This window comes from Microbacterium sp. B35-30, assembly GCF_010634855.1.
Classification (GTDB): Bacteria; Actinomycetota; Actinomycetes; order Actinomycetales; family Microbacteriaceae; genus Microbacterium.
In genome coordinates, this window is the sequence record NZ_MWLQ01000012.1 from 15,392 (window position 1) to 41,226 (window position 25,835).

Below are 25,835 nucleotides of genomic sequence, written 5' to 3' on the forward strand. Positions count from 1 at the left end.
TCAGTTATGCACCGACACCTCCGTGCCGACGCGCGACCAGTCGTAGATGAACTTCGCGGCGTCGTCCCACATGTTGACGCAACCGTGGCTCTGCGGGAATCCGAGGGAGGAACGGAAGGCGCTGGCTCCGTGGAAGGCGATGTCCGGATAGAACCAGGTGACCCACGGCACGTCCTCGGTGCAGTAGCTGTTCACCGCGTTCGGGTTGTAGCACAGGGCGCCCATGTCGGTGATGGACGTGTACGCGTAGACGGTGAAGTTCCCGGTCGGGGTCCCGGTGCTGGCGGCCCCCGACGAGATCACGAACGACTGGACGACCTGATCGTTCTCGAAGAGCGTCGCCCGCTGCGTGCTGAGGTTGACATCGATCCGCCGGGCGAGGTTCGTCGTCGTGAACGGGGTCGCGGTGACCGGCAGCTGGTAGACGCCGTCACCGCCGGCGAGCTGGTCGGCGAACGCGGCCGCGATGCCGTCGGTGCTGTCGAGGCTGCGGCCCTCGACGCCGCTGGAAACCGGGTTGGGCAGCGCCTTGCCTGCGCTGTTCGTCACGACTGTCGCGTTGACGGCGTCGCGGTTCACGAGGCCAGGCAGGGTGTCGACGACGCTCTGGATCTTCTGCTCGTCGACATCGACGATGATCGCGCCGTCGTCGCCCTGGTCGAGCGTGATCCACGATGCCGCCACCGCGGGATCCACGGGCACGGTGCGCTCGTCGCCGACGTAGAAGCCGATGTTCGAGAGCACGCCGTTGAGCTTCGTCGCCGTGTCGGCGGCGGTCTCGGTCGAGATCGCCGCAGGGATCTCAGCGATGACAGGGTCGACGTTCACGCTCGCCTTGCCGGCTTCGAACGCGGCCTGAAGCGCCTGCTGCACGGTGGCGACATCGACGCCGCTGCCGGACGCGGCGGGCGTCGAGACATACGACGTCGACGCGGTGTCGAATGCGACCGTCGCGTCGATCGGGTCCGTGAAGAGGTCGGGCGCGGCATTCTGCAATGACTCGACCGCGGTGGGCGTGTCGATCTCGACCTCGGCGCCGGTCTGAGCGAACCACGCCGTCGGGTTCCACATCGGGTGCTCGGCGAAGGCCGCGTCGGCGAGGGCCTGGGCGTCGACCGACGCTCCCAGCTCGGCGCCTGTGAGCTCGACGTCGCCGCCGTCGCCGGTGAGCACCACCGTGGTCTCGGCCAGCCGCTGCTCGATCGCGCCGGCGGCGGCACCGGGTGTCATCCAGCCGACCGCGACGCCGGCGACCGTGGTGCCCGGGGCGATCAGCAGCAGCGAGGTGACGACGAGGCCGAGGACGGCGACGCCGGCTGCCGCGCTGATCCAGATTGCGGTGTGCTTCTTCTTGGGCTTCGGCTCCGCGGGAGCCCAGGAGTACACGGTTCCATCCGCCGCGGTTTCGGCGGGAGCTGTCGAGGGAGCGAAGTCGGTTGTGGGTGCGGGTGCCACGGCCGGAGCGGGCGCGACGTCGAGGGATGCGGCCGGTGCCAGCACGGCGGTCGCCACGGCGACGGTCTCGAGGTCGGCGTCGGGCGCGTTCTCGGACGCGACCTCTGCGACGTCGGAGTCGACCTCGGCCTCCGGCCCGTCGGCGTCGTCCGTCTCGACCTCCGACTCCGGCTCATCGGCGTCAGGCTCTTCGGCCGCGGGCTGCTCGGCGTCGGAATCCTCCGCCTCGGGCTCCGTGGCCGCGGTCTCTTCGGCCTCGGGCTCCGTGGCCGCGGTCTCGTCGGCCTCGGGCTCCGTAGCCTCGGGCTCTTCGACCTTCGCCTCGGGCTCTTCGGTCTCGGGGTCCGTGGCCTCGGTCTCTTCGGCCTCCGCCTCGGGCTCCGTGGCCTCGGGATCGGTAGCCTCGGGCTCCGCTGCGGATTCAGGCTCCGCAGTGTCGGCTTCGGCCTCGACGGCGGGGGAGACCTCAGTGCCCGCCGAGGGCACGTCGGAGTCCGCCGTGACGGCGTCCGCCTGAGTCACGGCATCCTGTTCGTCCGAAGCGTCCGAAGCGTCCGACGGCTCGAAATCGGCCGTGGCGGTCGCCTCGGTGTCGACGTCCTGCTCAGTGTCGACGGCGTCATCCCCGGACGCCTTTCCGGCATGTGACTGGGTCGCCAGATCTGTCACGCCTCACCCCCGAATGTGATCAACGCGTTCCCTCATGGTAAGGGACGCGAACCGGTCGCGAGGTCACGTCCTCATCACAGACGAATCGCCGGTCACGCACGGAAACCGACGCACCGCGCCGCAATTGCCGTGGACACGCAGGTCACGGTTTTGTAAAGCATCCGTTCAAATATCGCCGAAGACTTGCGAAAAGGCGGTTCGTAAGGTCTACTAACAAACATGTCACCCACGGAAGCGCAACGCGGACCTTCCCTCGTCGACGCGCCGCACACCGCGAATGCTCGAGCGTTCGCCCCCGGACGCACGCTGCGTCAGGGGACCAAAGTACTCCCCGAGCACGCCCGCGGTCACAACCGCGCTCTCGTCCTGCAGACGCTGTTCCATCAGGGAGCGATGAGCCGGGCCGACCTCTCCCGCGAGACCGGGCTGACACGCGTCACCATCTCGGATCTGGTCGCAGAGCTCATCGCCGACGGCTTCGTCGCAGAGATGGGCGTGCGCGAGGCCTCCGGCCCCGGCAAGCCGGCGATCCTCGTCGACCTCGACCACGCCGGGCACCGCATCATCGGGCTCGACCTGTCGGGCAGCGACACCTTCATCGGCGCGGTGCTGACGCTCGACGGCAGCATCGTCGCCCGGCGCGAAGTCGCGCTTCCCGCCGACGAGGACGTCGTCTCGACCGTGGTCGAGCTCGCTCGTGGACTCGTCGCGGACTCCCACGCGCCCGTGCTCGGCATCGGCGTCGGCACGCCCGGTGTCGTCGACGACCGCGGTGTGATCCTCACTGCGCCGAACTTCGGCTGGGCGGGCTTCGATCTCGAAGGGGCGCTGCGCAGTGCTCTCGGGGTGCCCGTCCTGGTCGCCAACGACGCCAATGCGGCGGTGCTGGCGGAGTACACGTTCGGCGGCGCTCCGGACGACGTGCTGCTGGTCAAGGTCGGGCGCGGCGTCGGCTCGGGGCTGCTGCTCGCCGGCCAGCCCATGCGCGGGAGCCGCTTCGCGGCGGGTGAGATCGGCCACGTCACCGTCGGCACCGACGGCGGTCCGCAATGCGCGTGCGGGAAGGTGGGATGCCTCGAAGCCTGGCTGTCGGTGCCCTCGCTGTCGTCGCGGCTGGGTGCGGCATCCGATTCCGAAGCCCGCGAGGGGATCCTCCGCGACGCGGGGGAGCGGCTCGGCATTGCGCTCGCCCCCGTGGTCGGCACCCTCGACGTTTCGGAGATCGTGCTCTCCGGCCCCCCTGAACTCCTCGGCGGCTCCCTCGCGGAGCAGACCGTCGAGACCCTCCGCGCGCGCACTCTCGCGCCGTCCGTCGACGAAGGCGTGCGCGTGCGGATGACGGAGCAAGGCCAGGACATCGTCCTGCGCGGCGCGGCCGTCATGGTCCTGTCAGGACAACTCGGGGTGTCCTGACGCAGCGCCATCGCTCCGGAGGCTCCCCAGGGAGCCGCTGGTCGCACCGTCCGGGCCGACGCCCGGAACCCCGGTTCCCCCCGGATGGGTCACCCGGCCCACCCGAACACCCACAGAAGACACGAAAGAAGACACCATGAAGAAGACGCTCGGAGCCGTAGCGCTCATCGGCGCCTCGGCACTGGTGCTCGCCGGCTGCGCCGGCGGGACCACCCCCGGTGGATCGGACGACGCCGCGGGGTTCGACCCCGAAGGCGCCGAGAACCAGAACATCACTTTCTGGGTCATGGGTGGCGACACCCCCGATGAACTGCGCGAGTACCTGAAGGACGAGTACAACGCGGCCACCGGCGGCACCCTCACGATCGAGGAGCAGTCGTGGGGCGATGCGCTGACCAAGCTGGCCAACCAGCTTCCCGATGCCAAGAACACCCCTGACGTCACCGAGATCGGCAACACCTGGTCGCCGACCTTCACCACCTCGGGTGCCTTCAGCGACCTGAGCGCCGTCTACGACGACCTGGGCGGCGACGACCTGCTCCAGTCGTTCGTCGACGTCGGCACGGTCGACGGCGCGCAGTACGCGCTGCCGTACTACTTCGGCTCGCGCTACATCACGTACCGCAAGGACATCTGGGAGGCCGCGGGCCTCGAGGTGCCCACGACGCTCGAAGAGTTCAACGAGGACGTCAAGACGCTCCGCACGGCCGACCAGTCGGGCTTCTACCTCGGCGGCGAGGACTGGCGCAACGGCGTCTCGTGGATCTTCGCCAACGGCGGCGAGCTCGCCACGAAGGACGGTGACAAGTGGGTCTCGACGCTGAGCGACGAGAAGACCATCACCGGCCTCGAGCAGTTCCAGGACCTGTTCCAGAACGCCTCGAACGCTCCGGCGACCGAGGACGACAGCACGCCGTGGGTCAACATCAACAACGACAAGACCGGCAACCCGCCGACGGCCGCCACGATCATCGCACCCGGCTGGGCGCACTGGTCGATCGGTGACTTCGTCGAGGAGAAGACGGCTGACGACGGCACCGTGTCGGAGGTCCGCGAGTGGAACGACGACACATTCGGCGTCTTCCCGCTCCCTGGCACGACCGCGGGTGAGGCGGCTCCCGTCTTCGCCGGCGGCTCGAACGTCGGAGTCTCGGCGAAGAGCGAGAAGCAGGCGGGCGCCAAGGAGCTGCTGCGCATCATCTTCTCCGACGAGTACCAGCAGATGCTCGGCGAGAACGGCCTGGGCCCGGCGAACACGAAGTTCGTCGACTCGCTCGGCGACGACATCTTCGCCACCGCGCTCATCGACTCGGCCCTGAACTCGAAGCTCACCCCGGCCGCGCCGGGCTGGGCCGCGGTCGAGGGCCAGAAGATCCTCGAGGAGTTCTTCGGCAAGGTCGCGGCGGGTGGCGACATCCCCGCGCTGGCTGAGGAGTACGACGAGAAGATCGACGCCATCATCAACGGCTGAGACCTTCAGCAATCCCGGGGTCGCGGACACGCGTCCGCGACCCCGGTCCCCTGCGACACCCCCTGAAGGAGGCGGGCATGGCGGTTCCTGCCCCCACCACACTGAAGCCGAAAGGCAAGCTCCGCGCCGGCAGCGCCGAGCGCGGCGGTCGCTCCGACGAATCCGTCGGAGCCCGACGCCGCACACCGGTTCCCCTCTTCCTGCTGATCCCCGCGATCGCCATCCTGCTGTTCGGCATGGGCTATCCCGTCGTCTGGCAGATCATCACGTCCTTCCAGAAGTACGGCGCCTTGCAGCAGCTCGGCGGCAAGGCCCCCGACTTCGTCGGCCTCGACAACTACATCGCGGTCGCCACGAGCCCCACGTTCTGGGAAGTCGCGATCCGTTCGGTGCTCTTCTGCCTCGTCACGGCACTGATCACGGTCGTCGTCGGCATGGCACTCGCCCTGCTGATGACCCGCGTCCCCTCGGGCGTGCGCATCACCCTGCAGATCGCGCTGCTGCTCGCCTGGGCCATGCCCGTCGTCGCGGCGATGACGGTCTGGATCTGGCTCTTCGACCGCCGTCGCGGCGTCGTCAACTACCTGCTCGACCTCATCCCGGGCGTCGACATGAACCAGTTCAACTGGATCGGCGGCGAGCCGTTCGTCTTCTTCCTCGTCGCCTCGATCATCGTGGTGTGGATGTCGGTGCCCTTCGTCGCGTTCTCGGCCTACGCCGGCCTCACGCAGGTCTCGACCGAGATGGTCGAGGCCAGCCAGCTGGACGGCGCGACCGGCTGGCAGCGGCTGCGCTTCATCGTCTTGCCCATCATCCGCCCGGTCATCATGATCGTGCTGCTCCTCAACCTGATCTGGGATCTGCGTGTGTTCACGCAGATCACGATGCTCCAGGACGCCGGGTCGAACTCCAGCGACTACGACCTGCTGGGCACCTACATCTACAAGATGGGCGTCGCCGGCCTGAACTTCGGTCAGGGCGCGGCGATGGCGATCTTCGTGCTCGCGCTGACGATCGTCCTCAGCTGGTTCTACATCCGCAGTCTCTTGAAGGAGGACCAGGTCTGATGTCCGCGTCCGCACAACTCGCGTCTCCGCCGGCGCCGACCCGGCCGGCAGCCATCCGGACTTCCGCACCGGCGGCGAAGCGCCGGCGCCGCGGCTCGGCCGCGACCTGGGGCTGGAGCATCCTCGCGATCATCGCCGCCCTCATCTGGGTGTTCCCCGTCTACTGGATGGTCAACTCGTCGATGCTGTCGTCGGCCACCCTGGAGTCGTTCACCCCCACGTTCCTGCCGTTCGGCGGCTCGTTCGCCAACTACCGCGGCGTCGTCGACGGCTCGTTCTTCAGCGCGCTCGGCATCAGCGTCGCCGTCACGCTGATCGCGGTGTTCTTCTGCCTGCTGTTCGCCTTCCTCGCGTCGGTCGCGATCAGCCGGTTCCGCTTCCGCGGCCGCACCACCTTCGTGCTCGCGATCCTGATCATCCAGATGCTGCCGGCCGAGGGCCTGTTCATCGCGCAGTACAAGATGATGAGCGAGCTCGGGCTGCTGTCCAACGTCTTCGGCCTGAGCCTGCTCTACATCGCTGCCGTCGTGCCGTTCACGGTGTGGATGCTCCGCGGCTTCGTCACGGGTGTTCCGGTCGAGCTGGAGGAGGCGGCGATGGTCGACGGCCTCAGCCGCACCCAGGCCTTCATGCGCATCACGCTGCCGCTGCTCGCACCGGGGCTCGTGGCATCCGGCGTCTTCGCCTTCCTGCAGTGCTGGAACGAGTTCACGGTCGCGCTGGTGATCATGAACGCCGAGAACCAGACCCTGCCGTTGTGGCTGCGCGGCTTCGTGCAGCAGAGCTCGAGCCGCGCGATCGACTGGGGCGAGGTGATGGCCGCATCGACCATCGTCGCGATCCCGGTCATCGTGTTCTTCGTGATCGTCCAGGGCCGCATGACCAGCGGACTCGTCGCGGGGGCGGTCAAGGGCTGATGCGCGCGCAGCAAGACACGGCCTTCCTCCGTGGGGAGGCCGGCCGATGAAGGTCGGGCTGGACATCGGCGGCACCAAGACCGACGCGGTCGCGGTCGACGACACGGGGGCGATCGCCGGGCGAATCCGCATGGCGACCGGCTGGGGCCCGGATGCCGTGGGCCAGACGGTCGTCGACGCGGTGCGCTCACTCGGGGCCGAGGCAGGTGTGGACCTGTCGGCCGTGCGGTCGGTGGGGGTCGGCATCCCGGGTCAGATCGAGCCCGGTTCCGGTCGCGTCGTGCACGCGGTGAACCTCGGCGTCGACGAGATGGACCTGGCGGCGATGGTCGCACCGAAGCTGCGCGTCGTCGCCCCGGGACTGCGGCTGCCCGTGCAGGTCGAGAACGACGTCAAGGCGGCGGCGCTCGGCGCGCAGGCGCTGCACACCCGCAACGGCTCGCCGGCGCCCGGTTCGATGGCGTACCTGAACCTCGGCACGGGCATCGCGGCGGGAATCGTGTCGGACGGCGTGCTGTGGCGCGGCGCGCGCGGCACCGCCGGCGAGGTCGGGCATATCTCCGTGGACCCGAACGGCCCGCTGTGCCGCTGCGGTCAGCGCGGCTGCATCGAGGCGTTCGCGGGCGGGGGAGCGATCGCCGAGCGGTGGGCGAAGCGCTCGGCGCTGCCGGTGCGCGGCGTCTTCGACGCCGCCGATGAGGGCGATCCGTCGGCTCGGCAGCTGCGAGCCGGACTCGCGCGCGGTGTGGCGGCCGCGGTCCGGGTACTGGTGCTGACGGCGGACGTCGATATCGTGGTCCTCGGAGGGGGTGTGACGGCCTTGGGCGATCGACTGATGACGGATGTCGCAGCCGAGCTGTCGGCCAGTGCCGAGGCATCCCCGTTCATGCGCTCGCTGCACCTGACCGACCGGGTCGAGCTGCTGCCGCCGGGTTCACCGGCCGCCGCTCTCGGCGCGGCGCTGGTGGGTGCCGAGGGCGACGCCGCACACGACGCCCAGGAGGCATTGGTTCATGGCTGAGATCGTCATCGTCCGAGACAAGGCAGCCGCGGGTGCCCTCGTCGCCGACCACATCGCGGGTCTGCTCCGCGCGAACCCCGAGACGGTGCTGGGCCTTGCCACCGGCTCGACGCCGGTGCCCGTCTACGAGGCGCTGCGCTCGCGCCTCGACGGCGTCGACGTGTCACGTGTGCGCGGGTTCGCGCTCGACGAGTACGTCGGCATCGACCCGGCGCACCCTGAGAGCTACCGCTCGGTCATCACGCGCGAGGTCGTCGAGCCACTCGGCCTCGATCCGTCGCGCATCCGCACGCCGGACGGCACCCCCGAGGGCATCGAGCACCACGGCGAGGAGTACGAGGCCGCCATCCGCGAGGCGGGCGGCATCGACCTGCAGATCCTCGGCATCGGCACCGACGGCCACATCGGGTTCAACGAGCCCGGTTCGTCGTTCGCGTCGCACACCCGCGTGAAGACCCTGACCGAGCAGACCCGCCGCGACAACGCCCGCTTCTTCGACTCGATCAACGATGTGCCCATGCACTGCATCACGCAGGGCCTCGGCACCATCCTCCGTGCACGGCACCTCGTGCTGCTGGCCTTCGGCGAGGGCAAGGCCGCCGCCGTCGCGGGCGCCGTGGAGGGGCCGCTGTCAGCGTCGCTGCCCGGTTCGGCGATCCAGCTGCACCCCCGCGCGACCGTGGTCGTCGACGAGGCTGCGGCGTCGCAGCTCGCCCGCGCCGACTACTACCGCTACGCCTACGACAACAAGCCCGACTGGCAGGGCATCTGAGCCGTAGTCTGACGGCATGACGGATGCCGCCGACGGCGTGACGGTCCCCCCACCCGTTCCACCGGGCACCGGCGCGCCGCGCGACGTCGCCGGGGCGGCAGGCCCGGCGCGGGCCCGCGCGGGCGGGCTGGCGCGGACCCTCATGCTCGGCGGTGTGCTCCTCATCGTGAGTGCTGTCGCCGCGTTCGCGGCGCCGAACGCGTTCGGCGCGAGTCTGCCGTTCCACACTGCCCTCTACTGGGGTTCGGTCGCCGCGTTCTCGACGAGCGTGCTCGTCTTCGCCTTCGGAGTGGGGCGCGGCGGCAGCATCATCGAGCGACGCCCGTTGGGCGTGACGGCTGCGCTCGTCCTCGCGCTGTGGCCGTTCGCGGAGCGCGTGCTGACGTGGGCGATGCCCTTCGGCGACGGCACCGCGGAGTTTTATCAGGTCTGGGGGTACGTCTCACTGACCGTGGAGATCGCGGCGGCGGTCGTGCTCGTCGTGCAGATCGCGCGCGCCGGGGTCGTGTCCGGACGGCTGCGCTGGGCACCCGCGTGGGCGCTCGCCGCCGTCGTCGTGCCGCAGATCCTCGCCCAGGTGCTGCTGATCGCGATGGGGATCGACCAGAGCAGGACCGAGGTCGACGGGCTGATCCTGCTCTTCGGGCTGGGACAGCTTGCGTCTTTCGCGGCGCCGGTGACCCTCGGCATCCTGGCCATCGTCCTCGCGCAACGTCCCCCTGCACCCTACGGCGACCCCGTGCAGATCTATCCGCCCGCCGCCTGACAGAGCCCTTGGGCCGACGTGCCCGTGCCGAGATCAGGTGATTTCGCCGGGGTAGGGCGTTTCGGCGCGAATTGTCCTACCTCCGCGAAGTCACCTGATCCGGCGACGCGACGGGCGGATTCAGGGGGCGAAGACCTTGCCGGGGTTGAGGATGCCCTGCGGGTCGAAGACGCGCGCGATCTGCCGCTGCAGCTCCCATTGATCGTCGCCGAGCTCGTCGGCGAGCCAGCGGCGCTTCAGCACGCCCACGCCGTGCTCGCCGGTGAGGGTGCCGCCCAGACGCAGGGCGGCGCGGAAAAGGTCGTCGGCCGCCGCCCAGATGTGCTCGGGCGCCTCGACCACGCCGAACTCGTCGGGCTCGCCCGCGAAGATGAAGTTCGGGTGCAGGTTGCCGTCGCCCGCATGGGCGACGGTCGGGATGACGATGCCGTGCTCGCGCTCGACGCGCGCGATCTCGTCGAACATCGCGGGAAGGGCGCTGCGAGGCACCGAGACGTCTTCGATGAGCGCCGTGCCGAGCGCCTCCATGGCCGGGTGCATCGCGCGGCGGATCGCGAGGAGCCGCTCGCCCTCCGCCGGGTCGTGCGACACCGCCACGTTCCCGCCGGCGACGCGCAGCACCGCGGCGATCGCGTCGGCCTCGGCGACGGCCGTCGCCCCGTCCGTCTGAATCGTGAGCTGGGCGGCGCCCGGCGTGGGCGCGTCGAGGGACAGCAGAGCGTGCACGGCCGCGAGGGAAGCGGCATCCATCAGCTCCATGATCGCGGGCTGCGCACCGGACGCGGTGACGGCGGCGGATGCCTCGGCCGCTGTCCGCACGTCGGCGAAGGTGGCGGCGATCGTGCAGACCTGGCCGGGCACCAGCCGGCGCAGCTTCAGCGTCGCGCCGACGACGACGCCGAGCGTCCCCTCTGAGCCGATGACGAGCGACGTCAGATCGAGACCGGTCACGCCTTTCACGGTGCGGTGCCCGAGACGCAGCAGGCGTCCGTCTGCGAGCACGACATCGACGCCGAGCACCGCATCACGCACCGCGCCGTACTTCGCGCAGAGCAGGCCCCCGGCGCCGGTCGCGATGTTGCCGCCGACCGTGGAGATGGCACGGCTCGCGGGATCAGGCGCCCACCAGAGTCCATAGGGCTGGAGTGCGGCGTTCAGGTCGGCGTTCAGGATGCCGGGCTCGACCACGGCGAGGAGATCGTCGGGACGCACCTCGAGGATGCGGTCCATCCCGCGCACCGAGAGGGCGATCTCGCCGTGGCCCGCGTTCGCGCCGCCCGCGAGCCCGGTGCCGGCGCCACGCGTGACGACCGGGGTGCCGGTGCGGCTCGCGATGCGGAGGGTCTGCTGGACATCCGCGACACTGCGCGCGTGGACGACGGCGATCGGCTGACCGGATGCCGCATGCCCCGACTTGTCGGCGCGTGCGGCGGCGAGTGACTCCGGCGAGGTGTCGACGCGGTCGCCGAGTTCCGCGCGCAGCAGGGTGAGCGCGTCCGCGCCCGGGTTCACGACAGACGCCGGCGGCCGGCGATGACTCCCGCGGTGACCGCGACGACGCCGAAGGCGAGCCCGATCCAGGCGTTGCCCATCGACCACCATGCGATGGTCGCCGACGCGTACACGAGCAGCTCGACGATCGCCCGCACGAACGGGTGCACCGCGAGCACCGCGCGCGGCGACACGAACAATGCCCAGAGCAGGATCGCGACCGCCGGTGCCGCGATTCCGGCGACGATGTTCCACGGGAACGGCCACATCGTGAAGCCCCACAGCGCGAGGGTGCCGAAGGCGAGGATCTCGCAGACGAAGGCGACCAGGTCGATCGCCGAGAGCGGCGCGCGGGTTCCCGGTGCCGGTTCGGCAGGGGGGACGGGCGTGACGTTCGGCGTGTCGGACATGGCCTCCAGTCTACGGCGGGGTGCTAGGACATCGCGGCCGCAGGAAGGGCGGGCGACGCTGCCGTGACCGGTTCCGCGTCGTCGGCGAGCGGCGCCGCGGCCGTCGGCAGAACCGGCGACGCAGCGGTCGGAGCCTCGGGAGTGGCGGGTTCGGAGGCCCGCGTTCGGGATGCTGCCACGGACGCGGTTGCGGAAGCTCCCCGCTCCGACGGGGTCGGACCGGCCGGTGCGGTGGATGCGCCCGCGGCGGCGGGGGTCGCCGGGGTGGCGGGGGTCGCCGGGGTGGCGGGCTCCGCCGGTTCGGCGGGGTCGGCCGGGGTTGCGGCTGCGCCGGGGGTCGCCGGGCGGGCCGGGGTTGCGGCTGCGCCGGGGGCCGCCGCGCGGGCCGGGGTCGCGGGTGTGGCGGGAACGGCGGGTGTCGTCGCGGTCGCCGGGCTTGCCGGAGTCGCCGGAGAGGCCGCGGCCGCGCCGGCGGGCGTCGAGACGCGGCCTGGGGTGAGGGATGCCGAGCGGGTCGCGGAGCGGCTCGCCGCGGCATCCGTCCCTGCGTCGTCCTGAGAAAGGCCGACCGGCGCTGGCGTCGTCGCCGCTGCTGACGCCGGCGCGTCGGTACGGGTGGAGCGCAGGCTCTGTCCGGAACGCAACGCGCGCGGCGTGGTCCGGGTGCCGATGGCGAGGATCACGGTGTCGGTGTCGGTGTCTTCCGTCTGCGCGCCGAGCACGGCAGCGATCCCGTCGGCGTTCGCGTTGCCGTTGCTCATCCGCGAGGCGTGGACCTTGCCGTTCGCCGCGCCGTTGCCGGTGCCGGTCGGAGTGCCGTTGCCTGTCGTGCCGTCGTTGCCGGTGGTCCCGCCGTTGCCGTTGCCGGTGCCGGTCGGAGTGCCGTTGCCGGTGCCGGTCGGAGTGCCGTTGCCCGTCGTGCCGTCGTCGCCGGTGGTCCCGCCGTTGCCGTTGCCGGTCCCGTTGGTCGGAGTGCCGTTGCCTGTCGTGCCGTCGTTGCCGGTGGTCCCGCCGTTGCCGTTGCCGGTCCCGTTGGTCGGAGTGCCGTTGCCTGTCGTGCCGTCGTTGCCGGTGGTCGCGCCCTCGCCCTCGCCGCTCCCAGGTCCGGGGTCGGTGCCGACGTCGCCACCGGCACCGCCGGCGCTGCCGTCGCCGTTCTCCGCCGCCGACCCCTCGCCACCGGCCTGCTGGTCGCCGGAGCCATCGCTCGTGCCGCTCCCGGTGCCCGCTCCGCCCGCGGTGCCGACGTCGGTCACCACCGGGATGTCAGCAGGGCCGGGCCCGGGCTCGGAGAGCTCGAGGGGTGTGTCGGAAGTGTCGTCGGTGATCCCGGGCACTCCGGCCTGTGTGGGCGCGGTGATGTCGACCTTGCTCGTCGGCGCGGGCTCCGGGGTCGTCGGGGGGAGTGCCACGGCTGCCGCGACGACGCCGCCGACCACGACGAGGCTCGCCGCCGCCAGCCCTGATGCCGCACCGATCCCCGCGAACGCTGCTCCGCCCGCCGCCGCGGTCACCGCCGTCGTACCGGCCGCCGTCGCGGCCGCTCCGGCTCCGGCGGCAGCGCCGCCGGCGCCGGCGCTCGAGCCGATCGCAGCCGCACCTCCACCCAGGCCGGAGCCCACGGTGAACGTGCCGCCTGCGGTGGCACCCGTGCCCACGACGGTCGTCGATCCTGCGGCGCCGGCCATGCCCACCGGGCTGCCCGCAGCCGCGCCCTGCACGACGGCCGACGGCATCGCCGGCATCGACGCCAGCGCGACCAGCGGGGCGCCGCCGCCTTGCACGCTCGCCAGGTAGCCGGCCGTGCCGGCAGCGCCCAGGGCGAGGGGCAGCAGCACCAGCGCCAGGCGGCCCGACACCTCCTTGGCCTCGCTCGCGACGATCGAGCAGCGGGCGCAGCCGGCGAGGTGGTGCTCGAGCTTCGCGTGGTCGCGGCGACCGAGATTGCGGCGGGCGTAGGCGCCCAGGTGCTCGATCGTCCATTGGCAATCCGACCCGTCCGCCACCGAGCGCAGGTGCGCCTGGATCCACGCTTCGCGCAGTCCCTCGCGCGCGCGGAAGGTGAGCTGGGCGACCGCGGTCGGCTTCATCCCCAGGAGCGGGGCGATCTCGGCGGGCTTCATCCGCTCGATCTCGGAGTACCAGAGCACCTCCTGCCACCGGGTCGGCAGGCTCCGGAACGCCTGATGCGTGAGGCTGCGGTCGAGCGCGGCCTCGCTCTCGTGCTCGGCGGCCGACAGATCCTCGACGCCGTCGAGCTCGTCGTACGGCGTCTCGCGTCGCGCGCGGCCCCAGGCCGCGGCGGTGTTGCGGATGCTGGTGAAGAGGTACGCGCGGAACGACCCGGTCGGCCCGCCGCCGTTGACGATGGAGTGGTAGATGCGCGTGTACGCCTCTTGCACGAGGTCGTCGGCATCGAGGCTCGAGGTCATGTTGCGGGCCACGGTGACACCGGCGCGATAGTGGCGCCGCCACAGCTCGCCGAATGCGGCAGTGTCGCCCAAGCGCGTGCGCAGCACCAGGTCGGCGTCTGCGACGACGTCGGGATCGTGCTCGCGCACTTCCTCGTGATCCATGGGTCCCCCAGCTCCGCGGGCGCTCGCCATCGGCGGGCGTACCGCGTTCGCAGCGCGATGCGGCGCGATCGTTCCATTGTGGTCGCCACTGCGCGATTTGACCAGTGCTCCGCGGCGTCGGCAGCCCTGCGGTCGGAACGCCGCGCAGGAAGGGCCCGCGGCCTCGGCGCCAGAAATTCTCGTGAACTCGCGTAATAGAACGGGGGTGGCGCGGTCTCTTTGGTCAGAGTGGCTGGCCGCCCTTGTGTGGGGCACGTCGGCGGCCGCCCTACCGCGTTGAATTCGCGGGCTTGGCGGGGCTCGAAGGTATCTCGGGGGAGGGACCTTCGGCCCCGCCTTCACGTGTCCGCCGGGCGATGACACCGCCCGCACTCCGCGGTGCCGCATCGCGCGGTCCGGCGGCGGGGACGCGGTCGTCAGGCGTCGCGGCCGGCGACCCACACCCGACGCACGGTCAGGTCATCGTTCAGCAGCACCGCGTCCGCCAGTGCGCCGACGTCGAGGTGCCCGAGGTCGTCTCGCCCGATCGCGTGCGCAGGCTGGGCGCCGAGCGCATGCGCGACGACGTCGAGGGGCACTCCCGCGCTTGCCACGTTGCGCAGCGCCACGTCCTGCGTGAGGGTCGAGCCCGCGATCGCGCCGCCCTGCTCCAGTCGTGCCACGCCGTCGGTCACCTGTACGGCGAGACCGCCGAGGTCGTAGCGGCCGTCCTGTGACCCGGCGGCCGCCATCGCATCCGTGATGAGGGCGATCCGGTCGCCGGCGACGGCGAAGAGCGTCGCGATCAGCTCGAGGTCGACGTGCACGCCGTCGGCGATGACCTCGAGCGTCACGCGGTGGTCGCGCAGGGCCGGGACGACCGGACCCGGAGCGCGGTGATGGATGCCGGGCATCGCGTTGAACGCGTGCGTGATCAGCGTCGCGCCGGCGTCGAATGCCCGGCGCGTGGTCGCGGCATCCGCGTCGGTGTGTCCGACGGCGACCTTCACACCGGCCTCGACGAAGCGCTGGATCGCCTCGAACGCACCCGGTCGTTCCGGTGCCAGGGTGACCTGGCGGATCGTGCCGCGTCCGGCCTCGATGAGTCGGTCGACGGATGCCTCATCCGGCGCCCGCAGCAGGGACTCGGTGTGCGCACCCTTGTGTACGGGGTCGAGGAAGGGCCCTTCGAGGTGCGAGCCGAGGATGGTGGGATCGGCGTCGCTGAGATCGGCGACCATGGCCACGCGCGCCGCGAGCACGTCGATCGGCGCGGTGATGAGCGACAGCACGGCGCGCGTGGTGCCGTGCGAACGATGGATGGCGCGCGCGGCGGCGATGGCTTCCGGGCCGTCGTCGAAACTCGCGCCACCACCGCCGTGCCCATGGATGTCGATGAAACCGGGGACGAGGCATCCGCCCGCGCCGTCCACCGTGTCGTCGCCGCGCGGCGGTGTGCCGCCGATGCCCGTCGCCGCGACTCGGCCGTCGTCGAACAGCGCCCACGCATCGCGCCGATCGCTGTCGACCGACGCGGAGCCGAGCAGGCGGATGGAGTGGACGAGGGTGCTCATGGGGTGCTCCAGGTCACTCGGTGGTGGTGGTGGCGGTGGCGGTGAACGTCATTCGGTGACCCAGGGGATCTCGTCGGACGGGTGGAAGCCGATGCCCATGCTGGTCCACAGCGGGCCGAGTGCGCCCACGCGTTCACGGAAGGATGCCCAGGTGCGCAGGTCGCTGGCGCCGGTCGCCGGCGACCAGGCGGCCTCCGCCGCAGCGGCGGCACGGGGGAAGGCCATGGTGTCGATGTCGGCCGCGGTGCGGATCGTCTCGGTCCACAGCGGCGCCTCGACGCCGAGGATGCCCGAGTCGTCGATGCCGTCGACGATGTCGGACGGCTCCCACGTATAGGCGCGCTCGATGCTCGTCGGGCCGTTGGCCCACGTGAGGCCCAGTTCCGGACCGTTCGGGTACTTCATGTCGAGGTAGATCGCGTCGGCGGGGGAGAGGATCAGCTGCCCGCCGTTGTCGACGAACGCGCGGGCCCTGTCGGACACGCCCTCCTGCGGGGTGAGGTAGCCCCAGTACTGCCCGATCGTGGTGTCGGCGAGGCCTGCCGCGGCCCCGGCCTCGTGCCACGCCACCGGCGTCTTGCCGAGGTCGGCGATAATGTCGCTGGCCCGCGCGACGAAGACCGCGAAGTCCTCGTCGGTCGTCGAGAGCGACTCATCGCCGCCGAAGTGCAGGTACGGTCCCGGCGTCATCGCGGCGAGCTCACCGAACACGTCCGCGACGAAGTCGTACGTCGCCTCGTCGCGCGTCTTCAGCGACGAGAAGCCGACAGCCATGCCCTGGTACGGAACGCCGGGGCGCGGCTCCTCGCCGCCGTAGTCGCGGATGATCTCGCGCATGTGGTCGCTGATGGTCGGCTCTTCGGCGAGTTCGGGGTAGGCGAGGCCGACCGCGTGGGTGTGGCCCGGCATGTCGATCTCGGGCACCACGATCATGTGACGGGATGCCGCGTACTCGACGATCTCGCGATAGTCCGCCTTCGTGAAGAAGCCGCCGGGCGTGCCCTGGCCCTCGGTGCTGTCGCCGCCCACCGACGTGCCCGAGGCTCGCTCGGTCAGCTCCGGCCGCGAGTCGAGCTGGATGCGCCATCCCTGATCGTCGGTGAGGTGCAGGTGCAGCGCGTTCAGCTTCAGTGACGCCGCGCGGTCGATGTATCCCTTGACCGTCTCGAGCGGGTGGAAGTGGCGCGCGACGTCGAGCATGGCGCCGCGGTAGGCGAAGCGCGGCGCGTCTTCGATCGTGACCGCCGGCACCGTCCATTCGGCATCCTCGCCCTCCTGCTGGCCGCCGGCGCTGTTGCGGGCGATCAGCTGGCCGAGCGTCTGCACGCCGTAGAACAGGCCGGCCGCGTCGGCGCCGGTGACGACGACGGATGCCTCATCCACGGCGATCCGGTAGGACTCAGGGGAACCGGACCCCGGGTCGATCCGGAGGTCGATGCCGGACTCCACTGCGCCCTTCGCCGGCGTGAAGCCCGCGCGGGCCTCGACGATCGCCGCGAGGGTGGCCGCGGCATCCGCTTCTCCGGTCACCGTCGTGTCGGGCGTGAGCCGGAACGGCGCACCGGAACCCGCCTCGATCGAGGCGGGAGCGGGGACGACGGCAGGAAGCGACACAGTGTCTCCATTCTGTGCGACCGGAGCGCAGCCGGCCAGCAGCGAGGCGGCGAGGAGCGCCGCGGCGGCGGTGCGTCCTCGTCGACGTTTCATGTAAAGAGTCCTAACAAAAGGAATGTGACTCAGCCTAGCGGGTCGGGTTCGGTTATGCTCGGGTTGTCGCGACTGGCGTTGAGGTGGGTCACCACCGGGGAGCGACGGACTACGGCATTCGACCGCACGCCTGGGCCGATGTGATTCCCGGCACCCCGTGCCGCGCACCCCGAAAGCCGCAGTCAAGGAGATCGTCATGACCGATCAGTACTTCAATGCCCCGCTCGCCGAGGTCGACCCCGAGATCGCGCAGGTGCTCGAGCGTGAACTCGAGCGTCAGCGCGGCTACCTCGAGATGATCGCCTCCGAGAACTTCGTGCCGGTCTCGGTGCTGCAGTCGCAGGGCTCGGTGCTCACCAACAAGTACGCCGAGGGCTACCCGGGCCGTCGCTACTACGGCGGGTGCGAAGAGGTCGACGTGGCGGAAGAGCTGGCGATCGAGCGCGCGAAGTCGCTGTTCGGCTCGGAGTTCGCCAACGTCCAGCCGCACTCCGGCGCCTCTGCCAACGCCGCCGTGCTGCACGCGATCGCGCGCCCCGGCGACACGCTGCTCGGCCTGTCGCTCGACCAGGGCGGTCACCTGACGCACGGCATGAAGATCAACTTCTCGGGCCGTCTCTACAACATCGTCGCCTACGGCGTGAATCCCGAGACGAGCACGATCGACATGGACGAGGTGCGCCGTCTCGCCGTCGAGCACCAGCCCAAGGTCATCATCGCGGGATGGTCGGCGTACCCGCGTCAGCTCGACTTCGCCGCGTTCCGCGCGATCGCCGACGAGGTCGGCGCGCTGCTCTGGGTCGACATGGCCCACTTCGCCGGCCTCGTCGCGGCCGGGCTGCACCCGAACCCGGTGCCCCACGCCCACGTCGTCTCGTCGACCGTGCACAAGACGATCGGCGGCCCCCGCTCGGGCTTCATCCTCACGAACGACGCCGACGTCGCGAAGAAGATCAACTCGGCGGTGTTCCCGGGCCAGCAGGGTGGCCCGCTGATGCACGTGATCGCCGCCAAGGCGACCGCGTTCAAGCTCGCGGCGACGCCGGAGTTCAAGGAGCGCCAGGAGCGGGTGCTCAGCGGTGCGCACATCATCGCCGAGCGGCTGTCCCAGCAGGACGTGAAGGATGCCGGCATCTCGATCCGCTCCGGCGGCACCGATGTGCACCTCGTGCTCGTCGACCTCCGCAACGCCGCGATCGACGGCAAGCAGGCCGAGGACCTCCTGCACGAGATCCACATCACCGTGAACCGCAACGCGGTGCCGAACGATCCGCGGCCGCCCATGGTCACCTCGGGCCTGCGCATCGGCACCCCGGCCCTGGCGACGCGCGGCTTCGGCGACGGCGAGTTCACGGAGGTCGCAGACGTGATCGCGCTGGCGCTCCTTCCCGGCGCCGATGTCGAGGCACTGCGCGCCCGCGTTGCCGCGCTGACCGCCGCCTTCCCGCTCTACCCGGGACTGCAGCAGTGACCGCGCAGAAGCTCGACGGGCGCGCCGCTGCGGCCCGGATCAAGGAGGAGCTGCGCGAACGCGTCGCAGCGCTGAAGGCTCAGGGCATCACGCCGGGCATCGCGACGGTGCTCGTCGGCGCCGACCCGGCCTCGCAGCTGTACGTGGGGATGAAGCATCGCGAGTCCGAGTCCATCGGCATGAACTCGATCCAGCGCGAGCTGCCCGCCGACGCCACGCAGGCCGACGTGGAGGCGCTGATCGACGAGCTCAACGCCGACCCGGAGTGCCACGGCTACATCGTGCAGCTGCCGCTGCCGAAGCACATCGACACCGACGCGATCCTCGAGCGCATCGACCCCGCGAAGGACGCCGACGGGCTGCACCCGACCAACCTCGGGCGGCTCGTGCTCAACGTCAACGGCCCGATCACGACGCCGCTGCCGTGCACGCCGCGTGGTGTGATCGAGCTGCTGCTGCGCAACGACTACGACCTCAAGGGCAAGGACGTCGTCGTCGTCGGCCGCGGCGTCACGATCGGCCGTTCGATCGGGCTCCTGCTGACCCGCCGCGAGATCAACGCGACCGTGACGCTGACCCACACGGGCACGACCGATCTGTCGCACCACCTGCGTCAGGCCGACGTGATCGTGGCGGCCGCGGGCGTCAAGCACATCGTGCGCGCCGAGGACGTCAAGCCGGGGGCCGCCGTGCTCGACGTCGGCGTCACGCGCGAGGAAGACCCCGAGACCGGCAAGTCCAAGGTGTACGGCGACGTGCATCCCGACGTCGCCGAGGTCGCGGGCTACCTGTCACCGAACCCGGGTGGAGTCGGGCCCATGACGGTGGCTCTCCTCATGACGAACGTGGTCGAGGCCGCCGAGCGCGCATGACGCCTCGTGCGCGCGCCTGTATGGTGAGCGCGTGCGCGCGATGGTGTACGAACGATACGGCGGCCCCGAGGTTCTCACGCTGCGAGAAGTCCCCAGACCGATTCCGTCGCGCGGTGAGGTGCTCGTCGAAGTCGTGGCGACTTCGGTCAATCTCTCGGATTGGGAGGGACTGCGCGGCCGTCCCGGCTATGCGCGCTTCGGCGGACTCATCCGGCCCGCGCGCCAGACTCTGGGCTCCGACATCGCCGGTCGAATCGTCGCCATCGGCGAGGGCGTGAGCCGTTTCGTCGTCGGTGACGAGGTGTTCGGCGACAACCTCACACGCAAAGGGGGATTCGCCGAGTACGCGGTGGCGCCGGAGTCTGCGCTGACACACAAGCCGAAGGAGCTCTCGTTCGCCGAGGCCTCGACGATCCCTCAGGCGGGGGCGATCGCGTCGCAGGCCGTTGCCCTTGCGACTCCCGGGTCGCGGATGCTGATCAACGGCGCCGGCGGCGGGTCGGGCTCGTTCATGGTTCAGCTGGCGAGCGCGAAGGGAGTGCACGTCACGGCGGTCGACAATGCCGGCAAGCAGGACTTCCTGAGGGTGCTCGGCGCCGACGCGACCCTCGACTACCGACGCGACGACTTCACACGCACGGGTCCGTACGACCTGATCGTGGACCTCGTCGCCAGTCGGTCGATCTTCGCTTTTCGGCGCGCGCTCGCGAAGGGCGGGCGCTGCGTCGTGATCGGCGGCACCAGCCGGGCCGTTCTCCGGATGGTCACGGTCGGGCGGCTGCTCGGCGTGCTGACCCGCGCGCACCTCGGCCTGCTCATCGTTCGGCAGGGTCCCGCAGGCTTCGCTTCGGTGGCGAGATCATGCGCGAGCGGTGACCTCGACATCCACATCGATCGGGTCTTCAGCTTGAGCGAGGTGCCTGCTGCGCTGGCCTGGCACGGAGAAGGGCGAGCACGCGGCAAGGTCGTCGTAGCCGTGCGAGAAGGCTGAGACCCCCGGGAGGCTCGTCCGGCGCACGTCACGCCGGGACGAGCTCCTCGCTCTCGCGCGCGACGACGGATTCGGCATCCGTCGCCCCGAACGATGCCATGCCGCGCACCCAGCGCTCGCGGTCGGCGTCGCTGCGGTGGCGTACCTCTGCGAGCCGCGTGACGCCGCGCACGCGGATGCCGCAGAATCCCAGCGTCGCGTTGCGCAGCGAGCGGATGGCGGCGTTGCGGTAGACCCAGGCGTTCCAGATCTTGGGGGAGTCCATCGTCATCACGATGCGCGCCGTGCGGCCGGTGAGGAGCTTGTCCCACCAGCGGCCCGTGGGGCGGTAGCGGTAGGCGAAGCCCGACAGGAAGACCCGGTCGATCCAGGTCTTGAGCGCTGCCGGGTACGACCCCCACCACTGCGGGAAGAAGAAGACCAGGTGGTCCGCCCAGTCGACGTCGGCGATGTAGGCCGCGACCTCGGGGGCGAGCGGAACGTCGGAATCGGTGCGGGGGAGGCGGACCTCGTTGCGCTCTGACGGATGCTGAGGCACCGCGTCGCGGGCGAGGTCGATGAGGCGCACCTCGGCGCCGGCGGCGTGCGCGGCGTCGGCGTACGCGTGTGCGAGCGCGTGGTTGAGGCTGCCGGCGAGCGGCGTGCCGATCACCACGAGGATGCGGGGGGCGTTCATGACTGGATCTCCTCGGGGATGGCCGTGCGCCCGCGGGGCGACGGCTGCTGCTTGATGAAGGCGGTGAGCGCGACGAGCTGTGCGTTCAGGCGCGGCGCGTCGATCGGGTCGTCGCCGAGGGCCGGGTCAGTGAGCATCGCGGCGAAATGCTGCTCGAGCATGGCACCGGCGTCGCGCACGAGCTCGGTGCTCTGGGGTGTGAGCGAGAGCAGGACGCTGCGGCCCGCGCCGCGCGGGGACCGCGCGGTGATCCACCCGTCCTCGACGAGGGCGGGGACGCGTTTGCTGACCGCCGCCTTGGTGACTCCCAGGCAGTGCGCCAGCGTCGTCATGTCGGCGGGCTCCGCGTCGTACAGCACCGCGAGGAACTGGAAGTGGCTGAAGGTGACGCCGTAGCCGGACCGCAGCGCGGCGTCCGCGAAGGCGTCGAGCTCGGCGAGCAGCTCGTGAAGGGTGAAGGTGAGTCGGTCGGACACATGCTGAGTAAACCAGTTGACTCGCCGTGAGTCAACATGTTTACTCGTCGCCGCGCGTCAGACCAGGCGAGCCTCTGCCGCAGCGAGCGCGGCCCGTGCGCCGTCGGTCGGTGCGATGGCGAGGAGGCCCCGATAGAGCTTTACGAGCGTCTCGAGGTCGAGCGCGCCGGTGCGGGCGCGGTCGCAGTGCACCGCCTGGATCGCCGCTTCGAGCTGGAAGCGGCCGAGCGGGCGTCCGAGAGCGGAGGCCCGCCGCAGCAGTGCGGCGCCCTCGGCGATGAGCGCGCGGTCCCAGAGCGCCGGATCCTGCTGATCGAGCGGTGGCCAGGGCGCCTCGGCCCGCGCGGGCGCCCGGGACTGCGCGTAGGTGAGAAGCGCGGCGAGTCCCCATGCCTCCGGCTCGTCGCCGAGGAGGGTCGCCGTGAGCACTGCGAGCCAGCGCGCCTCGTCGGCGAGCGACTCCCGAGGCTCGTCGCCCTGGTCGAGCCAGCCGATCGCGTAGGCGCCGTAGATCGCCTCCAGCACCGCGGGCAGCCGTGCGGGCATGTCAGCCCGCGTCGGAACGCGGAACGGGATGCCGGCGTCGCGGATGCGGCGCTTCGCCCGCACCAGGCGCTGCGCCATCGCCCCCTGCTCGACCCCGAAGGCGCCCGCGATGGCGGCGGCGTCGAAGCCGAGCACGGACTGCAGCATGAGCGGAGTGCGGACGGCGGGGTCGATCGCCGGGTGCGCGCACGCGAAGAGCAGCTCCAGCCGCTTGTCGGGGATCGCCTCGCCCTGCTCGAGCGCCGTGAGCGCGTCGACGGCGTGCTCGTCGGCACGAGCTGCGGCGATCCCCTCGTCGAGCGGAACGCCGCGGCGGTGCGACGCGGAGCCCAGAGCGTCGCGCAGGCGGTTGCGAGCCACGGTGACCAGCCACCCTTCGGGATTGGCGGGGATGCCGGCATCCGGCCACGTGCGCAGCGCCCGCTCGAACGCGTCGGCCAAGGCATCCTCGGCGAGCGTGAGGTCGTTCGTGGAGGCGGCGAGGATCGACAGGATGCGGCCGTACGACGCCCGCGCGGCGCGCTCGGCGGCTGCGCGGGCGTCGTCCTGGCGTGCGGCGTCGTCGGGGTCCCCGCTCCCGGGTGCTCCGTGCAGCGCGCCGGCGCTGTGCGGAGGGGGCGCGGGGTCCGTCGGCATCAGCGCGCGAAGGTCGTCCAGGCGCCGTCGCGGAAGTGCGTCGCGCTCGGACGCACCTCGACGGCACCCCAGCCCGCCGACGGCGCCTTGCCGGCCCATTCGATCGCGGCATCGAGGTCGGGCACCTCGATGACGAAGCTGCCTCCGAGCTGCTCCTTGGTGTCGGCGAAGGGGCCGTCCTGCACACGGAGCGAGCCGTCGGCCGCGGTCACGGTCGTCGTGACCGCTGAGGGCTGAAGCACCTCGGCGGAGATGAGCACACCGGCGTCGTCGAGCGCCTTGGCGTACTCGTCGAACTCGCGCATGCCTTCGGCCAGCGCGTCGGGGCCGAGCTCCTCGGGGGTCATCTCGGGGTAGTGCAGAAGCAGTGCGTACCGCATGGCGTCGTCCTTTCTGGTGGGATCACGACACCCCTATGACGATCTCCGCCGTCTCCGATCGACAGGTCTGATCGAATCAGCCCTTGCCGAGTTCGTCCAGCATGCGGCGCTGCTCGTCGGTGAGGCCGTCGTCGAGCTCTCGCCGACCTGCGTCGGTCGCCGGCGCCGCGCCCGGATAGGCGCGGGACGTGCCGGCCGGGGAAGCCGAGGTCGCGGCATCCGCGGTCACGGTCTTCGTCCCCGTCGCCCGGTCATAGAGGGCGCCCGCGTGCCCTTCGACCTTGTCGTCGATGGCGCCGTAGATCGCCCAGCCGATGAGGAGGATGACGGGGGGCAGCACCCATCCCCAGAAGGCGCCGAAGATGCCGCCGCCGATCGAGACGCCCGTGAAGACGACGGTGGCGATCCACACGAGGAAGGCGACGGCGAAGGCGAGGAAGAACTCCACCAGCTTCTCGCCGGCCTTGGTGCGCTGCGCGGACGACTTGGACGCCATCGAGCGGAACCACTTCTCGACGAGCGGCTTGATCCAGATGACGAGCGCGGTCAGGACGATGCCGGCCCACACCGCGGCCCAGCCCACGCGGGCGGGGGTGAGCCAGCCGACGACCAGCAGCACGAGGATGTTGAACACCAGCAGCGACGCGAACCGCACGACCCACTTCTTCATGCGTTCACTGTGCCATGTTCCGTCGGCAGGACGGAAACGCCAGGGTGCGGATGCGCGAAAGGGTAGATCTCCGCCGCTCCAGTGTGCGGAAATCCACCCTTTCGCGATTCCCGGGGGCGGTCAGTACGACGAGCGCTTGTCGTTGTCGGATGCCGCGACCCAGCGGGCAGCGAGGGCTTCGGACCCGCGGGCGAGGAGCGCGACGTCGGCGCCGACGAGGACGAAGTCCGCACCGGCCCCGAGGTACGCGTCGGCGGCGGTGGGATCGAACGCGTTGACGCCCACCTTCTTTCCGGCGGCGTGCACGGCCTCGAACGTCCGGAGCGCGGCCGCGACGACATCCGGATGCGTCTGCTGACCGAGGACTCCCATCGACGCGGCGAGATCCGACGGACCGACGAAGACGCCGTCGACGCCGTCGACCGCGGCGATCTCGGCGGCAGCCTCGACCCCGGCAGCGGTCTCGATCTGGACGAAGAGCGACACGTGCGCGTCGGCATCGGCCAGGTACCCGTCGACGCGGTTCCACCGCGCCGACCTTGCGAGGGCCGATCCCACGCCCCTCGTGCCCCGCGGGGGATAGCGCACGGCGGCGACGGCGGCCTCGGCATCCGTCTTCGACGACACCATGGGCACGAGCAGATTCTGGGCCCCGAGATCGAGCACCTGCTTGATCGTCACGACGTCGCCGATCGGCACGCGCACCACCGGCGTCACCGGGTAGGCGGCGACCGCCTGCAGCTGCGCGAGGACGGACTCGAGGCCGTTGGGGGAGTGCTCCATGTCGATGAGCAACCAGTCCAGACGCGACCCCGCGCAGATCTCGGCGACGAGCGGCGAGCCCGAGCACACCCACATGCCCGCAAGGGGACGGGATGCCTCGGCCAGCGTCGCGCGGAAGGTCGGGCTCAGACGAAGCGACATGTGATGGTTCCCATCGGTCCGTAGTCGCACAGCACGCTATCGCCTCGCGCCACCCACATGGGGCGGGTGAACGAACCGGCGAGGATGATCTCGCCCGCCTCGAGCCGCCCGCCGTGCTGATGGAGCTTGTTCGCGAGCCACGCCACGCCGGTCGCCGGATGGCCGAGCACGCCCGCGGCGACCCCGGTCTCTTCGATCTCGCCGTTGCGGCTCAGGACGCCGGGGACCCAGCGCAGGTCGATCTCGTCGGGGCGCTTCCGCACCTCGCCGAGCACCATCGCACCGTACGCGGCGTTGTCGGCGATCGTGTCGACGATGGTGCGGCCCTCGAGCTCGATGTGGGAGTTCAGCACCTCGAGAGCCGGAACGGCGTAGTCGATAGCGGCGAGGGCGTCGTCGAGCGTGCAGTCCGGACCCTCGAGCGGCGCCTTCAGCACGAACGCGAGCTCGACCTCGATGCGCACGTTCGAGAACTGCGCGACCGCGATCTCGGCGCCCGACTGGTACACGGTGTCGTCGAACATCACGCCGTAGTCCGGCTCGGTGATGCCCGTCGCCTGCTGCATCGCCTTGGACGTCAGACCGATCTTGCGCCCGACGAGCCGGCGGCCCGCGGCGACGTTCGCATCGCGCCAGACGCCCTGGATCGCGTAGGAGTCCTCCACTGTCGCGTCGGGGTACCGCGCCGTGATGCGCGGGATCACGCCGTGCGTGCGGTCGGCCTCGGCCAGCTCATCCGCGAGCTGCCGGATCACCTCGGGTGGAAGCATCCGTCTCCCTTTCGTCTTCTCTGCGTGCCTTGTGGTCTGCATGTCCCACTTTCGGTCGTTCCCAGCCGCGGTAGCGACGGGAATTGGGACATGATCGAGCGGAATCGGGACATGCGCGCTCTGCGGCGGGGCGAA

General features: G+C 70.9%; 23 protein-coding genes and 1 riboswitch. Of the genes, 10 read left to right on the plus strand and 13 right to left on the minus strand.

All coding sequences use genetic code 11. The features are described 5' to 3' along the window. On the minus strand, positions 1-2,124 hold the full coding sequence (locus tag B2K11_RS07045; protein ID WP_239525814.1) for a L,D-transpeptidase: 2,124 nt from the start codon (positions 2,122-2,124) through the stop codon (positions 1-3). Positions 2,125-2,343: 219 nt separating this feature from the next. On the opposite strand from B2K11_RS07045, the gene B2K11_RS07050 reads away from it, so the two are divergent. From B2K11_RS07050 to B2K11_RS07080, 7 genes are all read left to right on the plus strand, one after another. After that, complete coding sequence (locus B2K11_RS07050; RefSeq protein ID WP_163617562.1) at positions 2,344-3,537, plus strand: ROK family transcriptional regulator; 1,194 nt, start codon at positions 2,344-2,346, stop codon at positions 3,535-3,537. Between the two features lie 136 nt (positions 3,538-3,673). Further along, entirely contained in the window at positions 3,674-5,008 is a 1,335-nt protein-coding gene (locus B2K11_RS07055; RefSeq protein ID WP_163617563.1) for an extracellular solute-binding protein, read from the plus strand. A 77-nt stretch (positions 5,009-5,085) separates the two neighbouring features. Further along, positions 5,086-6,075 carry a sugar ABC transporter permease gene (locus B2K11_RS07060; RefSeq protein ID WP_239525817.1) on the plus strand — a complete coding sequence of 330 codons (990 nt, stop codon included), beginning with the start codon at positions 5,086-5,088 and terminating at the stop codon, positions 6,073-6,075. Beyond that, a complete protein-coding gene (locus B2K11_RS07065; protein ID WP_163617564.1) occupies positions 6,075-6,992 on the plus strand; it encodes a carbohydrate ABC transporter permease in 918 nt (305 codons plus the stop codon). The genes B2K11_RS07060 and B2K11_RS07065 overlap by 1 nt, the downstream gene beginning before the upstream one ends. A 46-nt stretch (positions 6,993-7,038) precedes the next feature. Beyond that, positions 7,039-8,013: an ROK family protein gene (locus B2K11_RS07070; protein WP_163617565.1), complete on the plus strand. Its 975-nt coding sequence runs from the start codon at positions 7,039-7,041 to the stop codon at positions 8,011-8,013. After that, positions 8,006-8,785: a glucosamine-6-phosphate deaminase gene (locus tag B2K11_RS07075; RefSeq protein WP_163617566.1), complete on the plus strand. Its 780-nt coding sequence runs from the start codon at positions 8,006-8,008 to the stop codon at positions 8,783-8,785. Before B2K11_RS07070 ends, B2K11_RS07075 begins: the two co-directional genes overlap by 8 nt. Positions 8,786-8,801: 16 nt before the next feature. Further along, positions 8,802-9,551, plus strand: coding sequence for a hypothetical protein (locus B2K11_RS07080; RefSeq protein ID WP_163617567.1), 750 nt, complete (start codon positions 8,802-8,804; stop codon positions 9,549-9,551). Positions 9,552-9,671: 120 nt separating this feature from the next. Here the strand turns inward: B2K11_RS07080 and B2K11_RS07085 are convergent, their stop codons facing one another. The 5 genes from B2K11_RS07085 to B2K11_RS07105 all read right to left on the minus strand — a co-directional run bounded on the left by B2K11_RS07085 (position 9,672) and on the right by B2K11_RS07105 (position 17,288). Beyond that, complete coding sequence (locus B2K11_RS07085) at positions 9,672-11,063, minus strand: FAD-linked oxidase C-terminal domain-containing protein (protein WP_163617568.1); 1,392 nt, start codon at positions 11,061-11,063, stop codon at positions 9,672-9,674. Continuing rightward, entirely contained in the window at positions 11,060-11,452 is a 393-nt protein-coding gene (locus tag B2K11_RS07090; RefSeq protein WP_163617569.1) for a YrdB family protein, read from the minus strand. Before B2K11_RS07090 ends, B2K11_RS07085 begins: the two co-directional genes overlap by 4 nt. Before the next feature lie 23 nt (positions 11,453-11,475). Further along, positions 11,476-14,028 (minus strand): sigma-70 family RNA polymerase sigma factor, encoded by a 2,553-nt coding sequence (locus tag B2K11_RS07095; RefSeq protein ID WP_163617570.1) that lies wholly within the window; start codon positions 14,026-14,028, stop codon positions 11,476-11,478. A gap of 416 nt (positions 14,029-14,444) precedes the next feature. Continuing rightward, a complete protein-coding gene (gene nagA, locus B2K11_RS07100) occupies positions 14,445-15,581 on the minus strand; it encodes an N-acetylglucosamine-6-phosphate deacetylase (protein ID WP_163617571.1) in 1,137 nt (378 codons plus the stop codon). A 48-nt stretch (positions 15,582-15,629) separates the two neighbouring features. Next, positions 15,630-17,288, minus strand: a complete 1,659-nt coding sequence (locus B2K11_RS07105; protein WP_163617572.1) for a beta-N-acetylhexosaminidase — start codon at positions 17,286-17,288, stop codon at positions 15,630-15,632. 58 nt (positions 17,289-17,346) lie between these two features. Next, a riboswitch (ZMP/ZTP riboswitch) is annotated at positions 17,347-17,431 on the plus strand. 53 nt (positions 17,432-17,484) lie between these two features. On the opposite strand from B2K11_RS07105, the gene glyA reads away from it, so the two are divergent. The 3 genes from glyA to B2K11_RS07120 are packed head-to-tail and all read left to right on the plus strand — an operon-like array spanning position 17,485 to position 20,622. After that, entirely contained in the window at positions 17,485-18,759 is a 1,275-nt protein-coding gene (gene glyA, locus B2K11_RS07110) for a serine hydroxymethyltransferase (RefSeq protein WP_163617573.1), read from the plus strand. Next, entirely contained in the window at positions 18,756-19,631 is an 876-nt protein-coding gene (locus tag B2K11_RS07115) for a bifunctional methylenetetrahydrofolate dehydrogenase/methenyltetrahydrofolate cyclohydrolase (protein ID WP_163617574.1), read from the plus strand. Before glyA ends, B2K11_RS07115 begins: the two co-directional genes overlap by 4 nt. 40 nt (positions 19,632-19,671) lie before the next feature. Beyond that, the gene (locus tag B2K11_RS07120) at positions 19,672-20,622 is read left to right on the plus strand and encodes an NAD(P)-dependent alcohol dehydrogenase (protein ID WP_239525830.1); all 951 of its coding nucleotides are present in this window, start codon (positions 19,672-19,674) and stop codon (positions 20,620-20,622) included. 28 nt (positions 20,623-20,650) lie between these two features. Here B2K11_RS07120 and B2K11_RS07125 read toward each other — a convergent pair whose 3' ends face one another. From B2K11_RS07125 to B2K11_RS07155, 7 genes are all read right to left on the minus strand, one after another. Continuing rightward, the gene (locus tag B2K11_RS07125) at positions 20,651-21,298 is read right to left on the minus strand and encodes an NAD(P)H-dependent oxidoreductase (RefSeq protein ID WP_163617576.1); all 648 of its coding nucleotides are present in this window, start codon (positions 21,296-21,298) and stop codon (positions 20,651-20,653) included. Beyond that, positions 21,295-21,774 carry a MarR family transcriptional regulator gene (locus tag B2K11_RS07130; RefSeq protein ID WP_163617577.1) on the minus strand — a complete coding sequence of 160 codons (480 nt, stop codon included), beginning with the start codon at positions 21,772-21,774 and terminating at the stop codon, positions 21,295-21,297. Before B2K11_RS07130 ends, B2K11_RS07125 begins: the two co-directional genes overlap by 4 nt. A 57-nt stretch (positions 21,775-21,831) precedes the next feature. Then, complete coding sequence (locus tag B2K11_RS07135; protein ID WP_163617578.1) at positions 21,832-22,956, minus strand: DUF6596 domain-containing protein; 1,125 nt, start codon at positions 22,954-22,956, stop codon at positions 21,832-21,834. Beyond that, the gene (locus B2K11_RS07140) at positions 22,956-23,336 is read right to left on the minus strand and encodes a YciI family protein (protein ID WP_163617579.1); all 381 of its coding nucleotides are present in this window, start codon (positions 23,334-23,336) and stop codon (positions 22,956-22,958) included. The genes B2K11_RS07135 and B2K11_RS07140 overlap by 1 nt, the downstream gene beginning before the upstream one ends. 76 nt (positions 23,337-23,412) lie before the next feature. Further along, complete coding sequence (locus tag B2K11_RS07145; protein WP_163617580.1) at positions 23,413-24,006, minus strand: hypothetical protein; 594 nt, start codon at positions 24,004-24,006, stop codon at positions 23,413-23,415. A gap of 120 nt (positions 24,007-24,126) precedes the next feature. Beyond that, positions 24,127-24,930, minus strand: a complete 804-nt coding sequence (locus B2K11_RS07150) for an aldolase/citrate lyase family protein (RefSeq protein ID WP_163617581.1) — start codon at positions 24,928-24,930, stop codon at positions 24,127-24,129. Beyond that, positions 24,915-25,700 (minus strand): fumarylacetoacetate hydrolase family protein, encoded by a 786-nt coding sequence (locus B2K11_RS07155; protein ID WP_163617582.1) that lies wholly within the window; start codon positions 25,698-25,700, stop codon positions 24,915-24,917. The genes B2K11_RS07150 and B2K11_RS07155 overlap by 16 nt, the downstream gene beginning before the upstream one ends. Between the last annotated feature and the right edge of the window lie 135 nt (positions 25,701-25,835).

Excerpts from the sequence above, each read along its gene's own strand:
- B2K11_RS07050 (WP_163617562.1), top strand. The coding sequence starts at position 2,344 with ATGTCACCCACGGAAGCGCAACGCGGACCTTCCCTCGTCGACGCGCCG.
- B2K11_RS07055 (WP_163617563.1), top strand. The coding sequence starts at position 3,674 with ATGAAGAAGACGCTCGGAGCCGTAGCGCTCATCGGCGCCTCGGCACTG.
- B2K11_RS07060 (WP_239525817.1), top strand. The coding sequence starts at position 5,086 with ATGGCGGTTCCTGCCCCCACCACACTGAAGCCGAAAGGCAAGCTCCGC.
- B2K11_RS07065 (WP_163617564.1), top strand. The coding sequence starts at position 6,075 with ATGTCCGCGTCCGCACAACTCGCGTCTCCGCCGGCGCCGACCCGGCCG.
- B2K11_RS07070 (WP_163617565.1), top strand. The coding sequence starts at position 7,039 with ATGAAGGTCGGGCTGGACATCGGCGGCACCAAGACCGACGCGGTCGCG.
- B2K11_RS07075 (WP_163617566.1), top strand. The coding sequence starts at position 8,006 with ATGGCTGAGATCGTCATCGTCCGAGACAAGGCAGCCGCGGGTGCCCTC.
- B2K11_RS07080 (WP_163617567.1), top strand. The coding sequence starts at position 8,802 with ATGACGGATGCCGCCGACGGCGTGACGGTCCCCCCACCCGTTCCACCG.
- B2K11_RS07090 (WP_163617569.1), bottom strand. The coding sequence starts at position 11,452 with ATGTCCGACACGCCGAACGTCACGCCCGTCCCCCCTGCCGAACCGGCA.
- B2K11_RS07095 (WP_163617570.1), bottom strand. The coding sequence starts at position 14,028 with ATGGATCACGAGGAAGTGCGCGAGCACGATCCCGACGTCGTCGCAGAC.
- nagA (WP_163617571.1), bottom strand. The coding sequence starts at position 15,581 with ATGAGCACCCTCGTCCACTCCATCCGCCTGCTCGGCTCCGCGTCGGTC.
- B2K11_RS07105 (WP_163617572.1), bottom strand. The coding sequence starts at position 17,288 with ATGAAACGTCGACGAGGACGCACCGCCGCCGCGGCGCTCCTCGCCGCC.
- glyA (WP_163617573.1), top strand. The coding sequence starts at position 17,485 with ATGACCGATCAGTACTTCAATGCCCCGCTCGCCGAGGTCGACCCCGAG.
- B2K11_RS07120 (WP_239525830.1), top strand. The coding sequence starts at position 19,672 with ATGGTGTACGAACGATACGGCGGCCCCGAGGTTCTCACGCTGCGAGAA.
- B2K11_RS07125 (WP_163617576.1), bottom strand. The coding sequence starts at position 21,298 with ATGAACGCCCCCCGCATCCTCGTGGTGATCGGCACGCCGCTCGCCGGC.
- B2K11_RS07135 (WP_163617578.1), bottom strand. The coding sequence starts at position 22,956 with ATGCCGACGGACCCCGCGCCCCCTCCGCACAGCGCCGGCGCGCTGCAC.
- B2K11_RS07140 (WP_163617579.1), bottom strand. The coding sequence starts at position 23,336 with ATGCGGTACGCACTGCTTCTGCACTACCCCGAGATGACCCCCGAGGAG.
- B2K11_RS07145 (WP_163617580.1), bottom strand. The coding sequence starts at position 24,006 with ATGAAGAAGTGGGTCGTGCGGTTCGCGTCGCTGCTGGTGTTCAACATC.
- B2K11_RS07150 (WP_163617581.1), bottom strand. The coding sequence starts at position 24,930 with ATGTCGCTTCGTCTGAGCCCGACCTTCCGCGCGACGCTGGCCGAGGCA.
- B2K11_RS07155 (WP_163617582.1), bottom strand. The coding sequence starts at position 25,700 with ATGCTTCCACCCGAGGTGATCCGGCAGCTCGCGGATGAGCTGGCCGAG.